This is a genomic window from Nocardioides scoriae (assembly GCF_900104965.1).
Classification (GTDB): Bacteria; Actinomycetota; Actinomycetes; order Propionibacteriales; family Nocardioidaceae; genus Marmoricola; species Marmoricola scoriae.
Map to the genome: position 1 here is coordinate 1,709,689 of NZ_LT629757.1, position 13,834 is coordinate 1,723,522.

The following is a 13,834-nucleotide window of genomic DNA, read 5'->3' on the forward strand; positions in this document are numbered from 1 at the left end:
GGCACCCGCCAGCGGCTGGCCGGCGAAGCTCTTCGGGACCGTCATGACAGGTGTCCTCTCGTGCGCTGCAGGAAGGCCAGGGCGTCCACGCCCACGGCGGCGCTGTCGTCGACGCCCAGCTCGCCGGGCTTGCCCGCGACCACCACCCGCCGGGCGCCCGCCTCGCGCAGGGCGGCCACCAGCTCGGCCCCCCACGCGTCGTACGCCCGGTCGTGGCCGACCAGGCACACCACCGGCTGGCCGCCGTCGGGCCCGCGGTAGTCCTCGAGCACCGCCGCCACGTCGTCGTGGGGGCCGGAGCCGACCACGTCGACGCCGCCCGCGGCGAACAGGTTGGCGGCGTACGTCGCGCGGGCGGTGTGGGCGGCGACGCTGCCCATCGTGGCCAGGAAGACGGGCGTGCCCGCCGGCTCGTCGCGGAGCCGCTCGAAGGGCTCGGCCCACGGCCGCACCGCAGGGGTGCCCTCGGGCAGCGGCGGCCGCTCGGGCAGCTGCTCGTGGAGGTTCGGGAACTCCGAGGTGCCGGTGATCGCGCGGCGCCGCGTCGCGACCTGGCGGTCGCGCTCGGTGACCACCTCCTCGACGCGGGCGCGCAGCGAGCCGTCGTCGAGGACGGCGAGCACGCCACCCGCCTCCTCGATGCGGCCCAGCTCCTCCCAGCCGGCCACGGCGAGGTCGTCGGTGAGCCGCTCGACGGCGAAGGCGCCCCCGGCCGGGTCGGCGACCTTGGCGACGTGGGACTCCTCGACGAGCAGCGTCGAGGTGTTGCGCGCGATCCGGCGGGCGAAGTCGTCGGGGATGCCGAGGCGGCTGTCGAAGGGAAGCACGGTGACGGCGTCGGCGCCGCCCACGCCGGCCGCGAACGTCGCCACGCAGGTGCGCAGCATGTTCACCCAGGGGTCGTAGCGGGTCATCATCGGTCGCGAGGTGACCACGTGGAGCACCATCTGGCGGTGGTCCTCGCCCGCGCCGCTCAGCTCGAGCATCCGCGCCCAGAGCCGGCGCACGGCGCGCAGCTTCGCGATCGTGGGGAACTGCTCGTCGGTCGCGGCCAGGCGGAACTCCACCAGCCGCGCGGCGTCGTCCACGTCGACGCCGGCGGCCTCGAGCGCCCGCAGGTGGTGGGCCGCCACCGCCAGCGCGTAGCCGACCTCCTGCACGTCGGAGCCCCCGAGGTCGTGCACCGCGGTGCCGTCGACCACCAGGGCGCGGCAGCCCAGGTCGCCGGCCAGGCGGGCAGCCTCGGCCACGGTCTCCGCCGGGTCGTCGCCCTCGGGCGCGACCCCGCGCAGCCGGGCGGCCACCGGGTCCACGCCCAGGTTGGTCCCGGGCGCCGCGGTGGTGCCGCCGAGCAGGTCCGCCAGCGCGCGGGCAGCCCCCAGGGGGTCCGACGGTGCGTCGAGCACCACCGGGGCGACGTCGAGCAGCACGCCCTGGAGCAGCTGGCCGAGGTCGTCGGCGGCGGTGCCGCCGGGGCCCACCCTCACCAGCAGGGAGGTGGCGCCGTTCTCCAGGTCGGTCAGCGCCGAGGCGTTGCCGCGGGCGGCGTTCGGGTCGGCCAGCAGCGGCCGGACGTCCCAGCCGGCGTCGCGCGCCGGGGGCCGGACGGGCTCGGGCAGGTCGGCGACGAGCGCGGGCGTGCCGAGCGGTGCGACCCGCAGGCCGTCGAGGGTGGTCCGGGCGAGCCGGTCCCACACGGCGGAGTCCTGGTCGTCCTCGCCGAGACGGCCCGCCTTGCGGAGCACCGCGGCGGCGGCGTGCTCCCAGGCCTCGCGGCCCGCGTCACCGCCGGCGGACCCGCCCGCTCCCGCTTCCAGGGACACCGGCGGGCTGAGACGGACGTCACTGGTCATGGCCCGAACACTAGGGACCCGGGCCATGACCGACCAGGGAGTGTGAAACACGTCCCAGCCGGGAGCACCCGATCGGCACCGCGTCCGGCGGCACCCGGCTAGCGTCGGCCCCGTGCCGGGAGGACCGGCGGCCCCGTCTGGTGGACGGCCGATGACGGGTCGACGACGGGAGGGACGGCACGTGGAGGCACCGGTGGGCGGACGGGTCGTGGCGCAGGGCGAGGGGCTGGTGCTGCGCGCGCCGGTGCCCGGCGACCGGTCCCGGATGCTGGAGCAGGCCCACGACCCCGTCCAGCTGCGCCACGGGCAGCCGGCGGGCGTGCCCGTCCCGTCGGTGATCGCCGACCTCGACGACCGCGTCGCCCGCAGCGCCCAGGCGCTCGCCGACCGCACCCCGGGCGACCTGGTGGTCGCCGAGGCCGCCGACCCCGCCCTCTTCCTGGGCTCCGTGTCGTGGCGCCAGGACACCCCGCCGCTGCTCCGCATCGCCGACGTCGGGTACGCCGTGCACGCCGACGCCCGCGGCCGCGGCGTCGCGACCCGGGCGGTGCGGCTGCTGAGCCGCTGGCTGCTCCTCGACGCCGACGGCCCCGGCCAGGCCCGCGCCCAGCTCGAGCACAGCGTCGAGAACGCCGCCTCCTGCCGGGTCGCCCTCGCCGCCGGCTACGCCCGCGAGGGGGTGCGCCGCGGCTTCCTCCCGATGTGCGACCCCGACCACCCCGACGGCGTGCGCCGCCACGACGTCTGCTCCCACGGCCTGCTGCCCTCCGACCTGGCCTAGCCGCCCGCGCGGCCAGCTCTCCGACCGGCGCGTTCACCTGGTCCTCGCGTGTCGGACACGCGCCCGTCACGTGCGGCGACGAGCGTGGAGCCATGCGCATCGCCCTGGTCACCGAGCAGTTCTCCCCCGCCGACGAGCCCGCGGCCCGGGTGACCCGCGAGGTCACGACCCGGCTGGTCGCCGACGGCCACGACGTCGTGGTCTTCGCCTGCGGCCGGGGCCAGGCGACCTTCCACGGCGCCCGGATGTTCTGGGCGAGCCGGATGACGCCCGTCTCGGCCGTCCGCGAGGCGATGGCGCTCTCGCGGCCCGACGTGTGCCACCTCGTCGACCCGCACCGGCTGGGCATGAAGGCCGCCGAGGCGGCCGAGCGCCTGGGCATCCCCACCGTCGTCCTCGGCCCGCGGGGCTGGGCCCCCGGCGTCGACCCGGCCGACCACCACCCGGGGCTGCGCGACGAGGCGCTGCACGCGCGCTGGGCCCGGGCGCACGCCCCCGACGGCGGCCAGCTGGTCGCGGGCTACTTCGGGCCGCTGACCAAGCGCAACGTCCTGGGCCGGCTCGCCACGGTGGCCAGGCTGCCCGGCGTGCGGCTGCTGGCGGTCGGCGAGGGCCCCGGCGCCGAGCAGCTGCGCAGCGCCGGCGCCAAGGTGGTGCCCCACGCCTCCGGCGTCGAGCGCGCCCGCTGCCTGGCGACCGTCGACGTGCTGCTGCAGCCGCGCAAGCGCGAGACCTGCTCCCCCGTGGTGCTGGAGGCGCTGGCCAGCGGCGTCCCCGTCGTGGCGTACGCCGCGGGCACGGCCGCCGACGTGGTGCGCCACGAGCGCACCGGCCTGCTCGTCCCCACCGAGCGGGGCGGCCGCGCGTTCGCCCGCCACGTCGCCAGGCTGGCCGCCAGCCCCGACCTGCGCCACGTGCTGTCCACCGGCGCCCGCGAGTCGGTCGCCGACCGCACCTGGGACCAGGCGGTGCGCGAGCTCGTCGACGTGCACTACGCCGCCGCGCTGCCCGCGACCACCAGCGGGCAGCTCGCCGCGCAGCGCCTGCCCTGATCCGCCGTCCCCCCACGCGGGCCGCCCGCAGCACCTAGGCTGGAGCCGAGACGTCGACTTCGGGGAAGGTGTCGCATGGCCACGGTCACGACCCTGTCGACGCGCGTGCACCGCTACCTCACCGACCCCGTCGCCACCTGGCGCACCGGCAGCCGCGAGAGCCAGACCCTGACGCTGGTGGCGCTGCTCGTCGGGGTGACGGCGTGCTTCGCCGTCTCGCTGACCCGCTACCCGCTGATGCCCCTGACGTCCTACTACGTGTGGCTGCTGCTGGGCATGCTGCTGCTGCGGTTCCGCCCGCTGGTGGTGCTCTCGCTGGTCGCGACCACGATGGCCGTCACCGCGATGGTGGTCGCCAACGACCTCAACGCCACCCGGGTGACCGCCATCCTCAACCTGGTGGTGTCGGTCGGCCTGGTGCTGTTCGCCTCCAGCCGCCAGCACAGCGGGCTGCCCGGTCCGCTCAGCGAGGCCATGCTGACCGACCTGCGCCGGCGGCTCCAGGCCAGCGGCACCGTGCCCCCGCTGCCCCACGGCTGGACGTCGCAGTCGGCCATGCTCGCCTCCAACGGCATCGGCTACGGCGGCGACTTCCTCGTGGCCGACCTGACCCAGGACGGACGCCGGCTCGAGATGATCCTGGTCGACGTCTGCGGCAAGGGAGTCGGCGCCGCCGCCCAGGCGCTGCAGTTCGGCGGGGCGCTCGGCGGGCTGATCGGCTCGCTGCCCCCGCAGGGCCTGTTCGAGGCGGCCAACGACTTCCTGCTCCGCCAGGGCAACGACGAGAGCTTCTCCACCGCCGTGCACGTCACCGTCGACCTCGAGACGGGCGACTACCTGCTCACCAGCGCCGGCCACCCGCCGGCCCTGGTCTGGTGGCCGCAGGAGGCCGAGTGGCGGGTCGCGGCCGCGCGGGGCACGGCGCTCGGGATCCTGCCCCAGCCCGAGATGCACACCAGCACCGGCACGCTCGGCCCCGGCCAGGCGCTGATGTTCTACACCGACGGCGTCATCGAGTACCGCTCGCGCGACCTCGACGTCGGCCTGCAGTGGCTGCGCGAGCGCGGGGCTAGCGCCGTCGCCGACGGCTTCGACGGCGCGGCGGGGCGGCTGCTGTCCGACGTGCGCCGGGGCGAGGACGACCGCGCGGTGCTGATCCTGCACCGCGCCACCGAGCCGGCCACGCTGGAGCAGGGCGTGCCTGAGAGCCGCCCGACGACTTCGTGAAGAGTTCCCTGAGCGACACGAGGGGGATATCTCACACGCCCGCGGGCTCGGTCATCATGCCCGCCGCGATACCGTGACCGATGTGGCAACCACGACACTGGTGAAGAACAGCAGGTCGACGCGCTCGACCATCGCCCTGAAGATCCTCATGGCCGTCACCGGCCTCGTCTTCATCGCCTATGTGCTCCTGCACATGTACGGCAACCTCAAGGCGTTCGCGGGACACGACTCCTTCAACGCCTACGCCGAGCACCTGCGGGTCATCGGCGAGCCGATCCTGCCGCGCGAGGGTCTGCTCTGGATCGTCCGCGTGGTGCTCCTGCTCTCGCTGGTCGGCCACGTCTACGCCGCGGTGACGCTCTGGCGTCGCGCCAGCACCGCCCGCGGCTCGAAGTACGTCGTGAAGAAGAACAAGCACTCGTCGTTCTCCTCGCACCTGATGCGCTGGGGCGGCCTGACGCTGCTGCTGTTCATCGTGTGGCACCTGCTCAACTTCACCGTCGGCAAGGTCAACGTCTCCGGCGGCGCCACCAACGACCCCTACAACCTGCTCGTGGACTCCTTCTCGGTCTGGTGGCTCACGCTCATCTACCTCGTCGCGATGTTCATGCTCGCCACGCACCTGCACCACGGCGTCTGGAGCGCAGGACAGACCCTCGGACTGACCAACACCGCGTCGTCGCGCGCCGCCTGGAAGCGCGCCGGCCTCGTCGTCGCGGTCGTGGTGGCCGGCGGCTTCGCCGCGGTCCCGGTGTCCGTCCTGCTCGGCGTCATCGACAAGTAACGAGGAGAACCCGATGAGCAACCCCGCCCTCAAGACCTCCGACCCCTCCTCCCCCGAGGACCCGCAGCAGCACGACGACGCCGCCGGCTACTACGTCGCGGGCGAGCCCGTGCGCGACACCAAGGCGCCGGCCGGTCCCATCGAGGAGAAGTGGGACACGCGGCAGTTCGACGCCCGCATCGTCAACCCCGCCAACCGTCGCAAGGTCTCGGTCATCATGGTCGGCACCGGCCTGGCCGGCGGCTCTGCCGCGGCGACGCTGGGCGAGGCGGGCTACCAGGTCAAGACCTTCTGCTACCAGGACTCCCCCCGTCGCGCGCACTCCATCGCGGCGCAGGGCGGCATCAACGCCGCCAAGAACTACAAGGGCGACGGCGACTCGGTCCACCGGCTCTTCTACGACACCATCAAGGGCGGCGACTACCGCTCCCGCGAGACCAACGTCTTCCGCCTGGCCCAGGTGAGCACCAACATCATCGACCAGTGCGTCGCGCAGGGCGTCCCCTTCGCCCGCGAGTACGGCGGCCTGCTCGACAACCGCTCCTTCGGCGGCGTCCAGGTCTCGCGCACCTTCTACGCCCGCGGCCAGACCGGCCAGCAGCTGCTGCTCGGCGCCTACCAGGCCCTCGAGCGCCAGATCGGCGCCGGCACGGTCCAGCAGTACTCCCGCCACGAGATGGTGGAGCTCGTCGTCGTCGACGGCCGCGCCCGCGGCGTCATCGTGCGCGACATGGTCACCGGCGAGCTGGAGACCCACCTCGCCGACGTCGTCGTGCTCGCCAGCGGCGGCTACGGCAACGTCTTCTTCCTCTCCACCAACGCCATGGGCTGCAACGTCACCGCCACCTGGCGCGCCCACCGCAAGGGCGCCTACATGGCCAACCCCTGCTACACCCAGATCCACCCCACGTGCATCCCGGTCTCCGGCGCCCACCAGTCGAAGCTGACCCTGATGAGCGAGTCGCTGCGCAACGACGGCCGCATCTGGGTGCCCAAGGACGCCAAGGACGCCGACAAGGACCCCCGGGAGATCCCGGAGGAGGACCGCGACTACTACCTGGAGCGGATCTACCCCGCCTTCGGCAATCTGGTGCCCCGCGACATCGCCTCGCGCCAGGCCAAGAACATGTGCGACGAGGGCCGCGGCGTCGGCCCCGAGGTCGAGGGCGTGCGCCGCGGCGTCTACCTCGACTTCTCCGAGGCCATCGGCCGCCTCGGCCGCCCGGCCATCGAGAGCAAGTACGGCAACCTGTTCGACATGTACGCCCGCATCACCGGCGAGGACCCCTACGAGGTCCCGATGCGGATCTACCCCGCGGTCCACTACGTCATGGGCGGCCTGTGGGTCGACTACGACCTGCAGTCGACGATCCCCGGCCTGTTCGTGGCCGGCGAGGCCAACTTCTCCGACCACGGGGCCAACCGCCTCGGCGCCTCGGCGCTGATGCAGGGCCTGGCCGACGGCTACTTCGTGCTGCCGAACACGATCCGCGACTACCTCGCCGACAGCCCGTTCGAGAAGATCGACGAGGACCACCCGGCCGTCGTCGAGGCGCGCACCGCGGCTGAGGCCCGGATCAACCACTTCCTGTCCAACAAGGGCACCCGCAGCGTCGACTCCTACCACCGCGAGCTCGGCAACATCATGTGGGAGTACTGCGGCATGGAGCGCACCGAGGACGGCCTGAAGAAGGCGATCGACCTCATCCGCACCCTCAAGGACGACTTCTGGCGCAACGTCAAGGTCCTGGGCTCGGGCGACACCGTCAACCAGTCGCTGGAGAAGGCCGGCCGCGTCGCCGACTTCCTCGAGCTCGGCGAGCTGATGTGCATCGACGCCCTCAACCGTCGCGAGTCCTGCGGCGGCCACTTCCGCGGCGAGTCGCAGACCGAGGACGGCGAGGCGCTGCGCCACGACGACCAGTACGCCTACGTCGCCGCCTGGGAGTGGGGCGGCGAGGGCGAGAAGCCGGTCCTGCACAAGGAGGACCTCGTCTACGAGTCCGTCGAGATGAAGCAGCGCAGCTACAAGTGACGCGCCGCCCCTCCCCCCGTCGAGCAACCCCCCACCTGGAGATCCCCACCTCATGAAGCTCACCCTGAAGATCTGGCGCCAGGCCGGCCCGCAGGCCGAGGGCGGCATCCGCACCTACGACGTCGACGAGATCTCCGAGGACATGTCGTTCCTCGAGATGCTCGACGTGCTCAACGAGCAGCTGATCAACGACGACGAGGAGCCCATCGTCTTCGACCACGACTGTCGCGAGGGCATCTGCGGCAGCTGCGACCTGATGATCAACGGCGAGGCCCACGGCCCCGAGGTCACCACGACCTGCCAGCTGCACATGCGCTCCTTCCACGACGGCGAGACCATCACCGTCGAGCCGTGGCGCGCCGAGGCGTTCCCGATCATCAAGGACCTGATGGTCGACCGGTCGGCCTTCGACCGCATCATCTCCAGCGGCGGCTTCGTCTCGGTCAACACCGGCGCTGCCCCCGACGCCCACGCGACGCCGGTGCCCAAGGCCAACGCCGACCGCGCCTTCGACGTCGCCACCTGCATCGGCTGCGGCGCCTGCGTCGCTGCGTGCCCCAACGGCTCGGCCTCGCTGTTCCTCGGCGCCAAGATCACCCACCTCGGCGAGCTGCCGCAGGGCCAGGCCGAGCGGGACACCCGCGTGGCCAGCATGGTCGCCCAGCACGACCACGAGGGCTTCGGCGGCTGCACCAACATCGGCGAGTGCGCGTCGGCCTGCCCCAAGGGCATCCCGCTCGACGTGATCTCGCAGCTCAACAAGGACCTGCGGACCGCGATCCGGCACGGCCACTAGCCGATCCGCACCAGTTCGTCCGATCGTCACCAAAACGGACATTTGGTGCTTATGGTGTTGAGCCATGGAGCTCAAGACCTTCGCACGTGCCGTCGCCCTCGGCACGACGCTGCTGCTCGCGGGCGGTGCGGTGCCGGCCTCGACCCTGGCCCAGGCCGCGCCCGCCCCGAGCGGGTCCCAGGCCCAGGTGCTGGCCACGAGTGCCCCCACCGCGACCGGGGCGGTCCCCCGGGCCGCCTGGTCGGGCGCGATCCGCACCTCCGACCAGGCAGCCGTCAACGACGCCTACTGGAAGTCGTGGGCTCCGGCGCAGACGCTGCGCACCGGCTGGGGCGGTGACCTGTCGGGCTGCCGTGCCGGCGCCCCCTCGGCCGAGTCCCGCACCGCCACGCTCGGCGCCATCAACTTCGTCCGCTCGCTCGGCGGGCTCGCCCCGGTCTCCTTCGACCCCAAGCTGGACGCGACGGCCCAGAGCGCGGCGCTGATCATGTCGGCCAACAAGGCCCTGAGCCACGCACCGCCCAGCTCCTGGCGCTGCTACTCCTCGGTGGGCCGCAGCTCGGCCGGGAAGTCCAACCTCGCCCTCGACCCCTCGGGCCTGACCGCGGGCCAGGCGGTCGACCTCTACATGAGCGAGCCCGGAGCCGCCAACTACGTGGTCGGGCACCGCCGCTGGGTGATGAACCCCTTCGCGGTCACGATGGGCTCCGGCGCCACCGACACCGCCCACGCCCTGACCGTCATCGGCGCCAAGAGCACCAGCCGCCCCAACCCGAGCTGGGTGCCCTGGCCCACCAAGGGCTGGTTCCCCAGCACCATGGAGCCCGACGGCCGGTGGTCGCTCTCGGCCGGCGCCTCGATGGACCTGCGCTACGCCAGCGTCCGGGTGACCCGCGACGGCACCGCCATCAAGGCGGTCAAGCAGCGCGTCGTCAACGGCTACGCCCGACCCACCCTGGTGTTCCAGGTGCCGGCCAGCCTGGCCACGAGCGGCACCTTCAAGGTCAGCGTGACCGGGATCCGACGCGCGGGGACCTCCAAGCGCTACAGCACCTCGTGGACCACCACGATGTTCACGCCCCAGGCGCCTGCCCCGGCGACGCAGCCGGCGCCCTGAGCCCCAGCGGGAAGGCCTGCGAGGGCTGCCACCCCAGCTGCGGGTCCTGCCGGTACATCCACATCTCGCTGACCTCGAAGGCCGCCTCGTAGTGGGCGAGGTCGGCGAAGGCCCGGTCGAGCTCCTCGTCCGCGAGGTGGTGGGCCACGGTGACGTGCGGGTGGTAGGGGAAGTCGCGGTCGAGCGCGAGCGGTCCGTCGAGGACGTCGCCCGCCAGCTGCTCGCACTGGCTGATCCCCTCGACGACCCCGACGAAGACCACCGGGGAGACCGGGCGGAAGCTGCCGGTGCCGCGCAGGTGGACCGAGAAGCACTCCGACCGCGCGGCGACCGCGCCGAGGTGGTCGACCAGCGCCGTCACGCCGGCCTCGTCCACGTCGTACGGCGGGAGCAGGGTGATGTGGGTCGGGATCCCGCGCGCCGCCTCGTCGCCGAGCGCGATGCGGTAGCGCTGCAGCTCCCCGCCCCAGGGCTCGGGGACGGCGACGGAGACTCCGATGGTCGGCACGCCCAGAAGGGTAACGACCCCGGGGCCGGGGCCGCGGACCCCTCCGACCCGTGGCGTTCGTAGGATTGGGCGACCCTCCGGGAGGACCCCCATGAACGACTCCTTCAGCGCCGCGCTCGAGCGCAGCGCCGCGATCGAGGCACGCATCGCCACCCACCCGCACGAGCTGCGGATGCTCACCGGCGACCGTCCCACCGGGGCGCTGCACATCGGCCACTACTTCGGCTCGATCCGCAACCGGCTGCGCCTCCAGGAGGCCGGCGTCGAGATCCTGCAGCTGATCGCCGACTACCAGGTGATCACCGACCGCGAGGTCGCCGGCGACATCCGCGGCAACGTGCACCACCTGCTGCTCGACAACCTCGCCTCCGGCCTCGACCCCGAGCGCAGCACGATCTTCACCCACTCCGCGGTGCCGGCCCTCAACCAGCTGCTGCTGCCGTTCCTCAGCCTGGTCAGCGTGGCCGAGCTGCAGCGCAACCCCACCGTCAAGGACGAGGCCGCCACGGCCGGCATCACCTCGATCAGCGGGCTGATGCTCACCTACCCGGTCCACCAGGCGGCCGACATCCTGTTCTGCAAGGCGACCGTGGTGCCCGTGGGCAAGGACCAGCTGCCCCACATCGAGCAGACCCGGGTCGTCGCGCGCCGCTTCAACGAGCGCTACGGCGCGACGTTCCCCGAGCCGGGGGCGCTGCTCTCCGAGGCCACCCACGTGCTGGGCACCGATGGCACCAAGATGAGCAAGTCCAAGGGCAACACCGTCGAGCTGCGGATGAGCGCCGACGAGACCGCCAAGCGGATCAAGGGCGCCAAGACCGACAGCGACCGCCACATCACCTTCGACCCCGAGCAGCGCCCCGAGGTCGCCAACCTGCTCACCCTGGCCTCGCTGTGCGAGGGCACCGACCCGGTCCTGATCGCCGAGGAGATCGGCGACGGCGGCGGCGGCGGCCTGAAGAAGCGGGTGACCGAGGCGGTCAACACCTACTTCGCCCCGCTGCGCGAGCGCCGGGCCGAGCTGGCGGCCGACCCCGGCTTCGTCGACGGGGTGCTCCGCACCGGCAACGAGCGGGCCAACGAGATCGCCGAGGCCACGCTGGCCGAGGTGCGCTCGGCGATGGGCATGACCTACCCGTGAACCTCGTCCCCACGCTGAGCGACGGCGTCGTGACCCTGCGGGGTCACCGGGGGGACGACGTGCCGGGCGTCCTGGAGCAGTGCCAGGACCCCGAGACCCAGCGGTGGACGACCGTGCCGGTGCCCTACACCGAGGAGGACGCCGAGACCTTCGTCCACCACCTGGTCCCCAGCGGCTGGGAGTCCGGGCGCGCCTGGGGGTTCGCGATGACCGCGGCCGACGAGACCGGCGCCGAGCGCTTCGCCGGCAGCCTCGACCTCGTCGACCGGGGCGACGGCTTGGTCGAGATCGGCTACGGCACCAGCCCGTGGGCCCGCCGGCGCGGCCTGACCGAGCGGGCGGCGCGGCTGCTGCTCGAGTGGGGTTTCGCCGAGCAGGGCGTGGAGGTCGTGCAGTGGGTCGCCGGCCGCGGCAACTGGGCCTCGCGCCGCCTCGCCTGGCGCCTGGGCTTCGACGTGGGCCGCGACGCCGCCGTGGTGCACCAGCGCGGCCGGCTGCTGCCCGCCTGGGCCGGCACCCTGCGCCGCGGCGAGCCGCTCGCGCCGCGCCACCCCTGGTACGACGTGCCGGTGCTGCACGGCGAGCGCGTGGTGCTGCGCCCGCTGGCCGAGGCCGACCTGCCCCGGATGCTCGAGTGCCTCCAGGACGAGCAGATGCGCCACTTCAGCGAGGGACCGCGCGAGCGGGCACCCCACACCGTCGAGCGCTGGCCCGACCTGGTCGACGAGCGCCGCGAGTGGGCGGCGCGGGGCGAGGCGCTGGCGTGGACCGTCGCCGACCCGCAGCACGACACCCACCTCGGGCTGGTGCAGCTCCACCGCGTGCACCACCGCCGCCAGGCCGAGCTGGGCTTCTGGGCCCACCCCGACTCCCGTGGCCGCGGCCTGACCACCGAGGCGGTCCGGCTCGTCGTGCGCCACGCCCTGGTCCCGTGGGACGACGGCGGTCTGGGCCTGCGCCGGGTGCACGCCTTCGCCGCCGCGGCCAACACGGCCTCGCGCGGCGTCCTGGCGGGCGCCGGCCTCACCGAGACCGGCCGGACCCGCCAGGAGGTGCTGCTGGGCGACGGCACCTGGAGCGACGGCACCCTGCACGACGTCCTGGGCGACGACTGGGTCGACCCGCGGGCCGACGACGCACCCCGCTAGGCGCGTCCCCGACCCTCAGGCCGCGGCGGCGGCCAGCGAGGTGCGACGCTGCAGCGCGACCGAGATGCCGAGCACGACCAGGCCGAGGACCGAGAGGCCGACGCCGAGCCACGCCGTCGCCGGGTAGCCCAGGCCCGCCGCCACGACCACGCCACCGAGCCACGCGCCGAGCGCGTTGGCGGCGTTGAGCGCCGAGTGGTTGAGCGCCGCACCGAGGGTGCGGGCGCGACCGGCGACCTGGATCAGGCGCATCTGCAGCCCGATGGTGAACACGCCGCCGGAGACCGAGATGAGGAAGACGGTCAGCATGCCGGCCACGAGCCACTGCGAGGTGACGGCGTACGTCGCCAGCAGCACGCCCATGGCGGCCGCCCCCAGGACGGTGGAGCGCAGGATCGACCAGTCGGCGAGCCGGCCGCCCACGAGGGTGCCCGACACCGAGCCCAGCCCGAAGGCCAGCAGGTAGAAGGGCACGAAGCCCTCGCCCTGGCCGGCCACCTCGGTCACGGTGGGGGCGATGTAGGTGTAGATCGAGAACATGCCGCCGAAGCCGATGGCGCCGGCCAGGGCCGTCAGCAGCACCTGGGGCTCCTTGAGGGCACGCAGCTCGGTGCGGCCGCTGGCGCCGCGGTCGGCGGGCAGCCGCGGCACGAACAGCGCCAGCATCACCAGGGTGAGCAGCACCAGCCCCACCACCAGGCCGTACGCCGCGCGCCAGCCGAGCCCCTGGCCCAGCCAGGTGGCGGCGGGCACGCCGAGGAGCGTGGCCACGGTCAGGCCGGTCATCACCAGGCTCACGGCCTGGGCGCGCCGCTTGGGCGAGACCAGGTCGGCGGCCACCAGCGCGGCGACGCCGAAGAAGGCGCCGTGGGGCAGGCCGGCGACGAAGCGGGCGCCCATGAGGGTGCCGTAGCCGGGCGCCAGCGCGGTCAGCAGGTTGCCGACCAGGATCACGCCCATCAGCGACAGCAGCAGGCCGCGGCGGGGCAGGCGGGCACCGAGCACGGCCAGCACCGGGGCGCCCACGACCACGCCCACGGCGTACGCCGAGATCACGTGCCCGGCCGTCGGGATGTCGACGCCGACACCGGCCGCCAGCTGCGGCAGCAGGCCCATCGAGACGAACTCCGTGGTGCCGATCGCGAACGCGCCCGTCGCCAGCGCGAGCAGCGCCAGCCCGGCCGTGCGCCGTCGCGCGGCGACACCTCCGTCGACGGCGTCCGTCGCGTCGGTGGCCAGGCGGGGGTCGTCGATCGTGGTGGTCACCCCGTGCACAACGACGAGGCCGGCCTCGTGTTCCCGATCCGGGCGGACCGGGTGGTGGTCTTCGTCACCCGGGCCCGGGAGCGGGCGGACGACGGAGGTCCCGGCCCGGCGGCCCGCCGGCCCCCG

At 73.8% G+C, this 13,834-nt stretch carries 12 protein-coding genes; 9 read left to right on the forward strand and 3 right to left on the reverse strand.

What is annotated here, in order from left to right; translation table 11 throughout:
- Positions 1 to 41 precede the first annotated feature (41 nt).
- The gene (locus tag BLU55_RS08185) at positions 42 to 1,853 is read right to left on the reverse strand and encodes a methylmalonyl-CoA mutase family protein (RefSeq protein ID WP_091728270.1); all 1,812 of its coding nucleotides are present in this window, start codon (positions 1,851 to 1,853) and stop codon (positions 42 to 44) included.
- Between the two features lie 181 nt (positions 1,854 to 2,034).
- On the opposite strand from BLU55_RS08185, the gene BLU55_RS08190 reads away from it, so the two are divergent.
- From BLU55_RS08190 to BLU55_RS08220, 7 genes are all read left to right on the forward strand, one after another.
- Positions 2,035 to 2,634, forward strand: coding sequence for a GNAT family N-acetyltransferase (locus tag BLU55_RS08190; RefSeq protein WP_157682789.1), 600 nt, complete (start codon positions 2,035 to 2,037; stop codon positions 2,632 to 2,634).
- A gap of 92 nt (positions 2,635 to 2,726) precedes the next feature.
- The gene (locus BLU55_RS08195; protein ID WP_091728275.1) at positions 2,727 to 3,686 is read left to right on the forward strand and encodes a glycosyltransferase; all 960 of its coding nucleotides are present in this window, start codon (positions 2,727 to 2,729) and stop codon (positions 3,684 to 3,686) included.
- Between the two features lie 75 nt (positions 3,687 to 3,761).
- The gene (locus BLU55_RS08200; RefSeq protein ID WP_091728278.1) at positions 3,762 to 4,913 is read left to right on the forward strand and encodes a PP2C family protein-serine/threonine phosphatase; all 1,152 of its coding nucleotides are present in this window, start codon (positions 3,762 to 3,764) and stop codon (positions 4,911 to 4,913) included.
- An 82-nt stretch (positions 4,914 to 4,995) separates the two neighbouring features.
- Positions 4,996 to 5,697: a succinate dehydrogenase cytochrome b subunit gene (locus BLU55_RS08205; RefSeq protein ID WP_091728281.1), complete on the forward strand. Its 702-nt coding sequence runs from the start codon at positions 4,996 to 4,998 to the stop codon at positions 5,695 to 5,697.
- A gap of 13 nt (positions 5,698 to 5,710) precedes the next feature.
- Positions 5,711 to 7,732, forward strand: a complete 2,022-nt coding sequence (locus tag BLU55_RS08210; RefSeq protein ID WP_091728283.1) for a fumarate reductase/succinate dehydrogenase flavoprotein subunit — start codon at positions 5,711 to 5,713, stop codon at positions 7,730 to 7,732.
- 52 nt (positions 7,733 to 7,784) lie between these two features.
- Complete coding sequence (locus BLU55_RS08215; RefSeq protein WP_091728286.1) at positions 7,785 to 8,528, forward strand: succinate dehydrogenase/fumarate reductase iron-sulfur subunit; 744 nt, start codon at positions 7,785 to 7,787, stop codon at positions 8,526 to 8,528.
- 64 nt (positions 8,529 to 8,592) lie between these two features.
- On the forward strand, positions 8,593 to 9,645 hold the full coding sequence (locus tag BLU55_RS08220) for a CAP domain-containing protein (RefSeq protein ID WP_091728289.1): 1,053 nt from the start codon (positions 8,593 to 8,595) through the stop codon (positions 9,643 to 9,645).
- Here the strand turns inward: BLU55_RS08220 and BLU55_RS08225 are convergent.
- Positions 9,602 to 10,153 carry a 2'-5' RNA ligase family protein gene (locus tag BLU55_RS08225; RefSeq protein ID WP_091728292.1) on the reverse strand — a complete coding sequence of 184 codons (552 nt, stop codon included), beginning with the start codon at positions 10,151 to 10,153 and terminating at the stop codon, positions 9,602 to 9,604. The genes BLU55_RS08220 and BLU55_RS08225 overlap by 44 nt on opposite strands.
- On the opposite strand from BLU55_RS08225, the gene trpS reads away from it, so the two are divergent.
- Entirely contained in the window at positions 10,143 to 11,294 is a 1,152-nt protein-coding gene (gene trpS / locus BLU55_RS08230; RefSeq protein ID WP_407938414.1) for a tryptophan--tRNA ligase, read from the forward strand. The two genes, BLU55_RS08225 and trpS, sit on opposite strands and share 11 nt — an antisense overlap.
- Positions 11,291 to 12,442: a GNAT family N-acetyltransferase gene (locus BLU55_RS08235; protein ID WP_091728297.1), complete on the forward strand. Its 1,152-nt coding sequence runs from the start codon at positions 11,291 to 11,293 to the stop codon at positions 12,440 to 12,442. Before trpS ends, BLU55_RS08235 begins: the two co-directional genes overlap by 4 nt.
- Before the next feature lie 15 nt (positions 12,443 to 12,457).
- Here BLU55_RS08235 and BLU55_RS08240 read toward each other — a convergent pair whose 3' ends face one another.
- Positions 12,458 to 13,708, reverse strand: coding sequence for an MFS transporter (locus BLU55_RS08240; RefSeq protein WP_091733625.1), 1,251 nt, complete (start codon positions 13,706 to 13,708; stop codon positions 12,458 to 12,460).
- Positions 13,709 to 13,834: the final 126 nt, after the last annotated feature.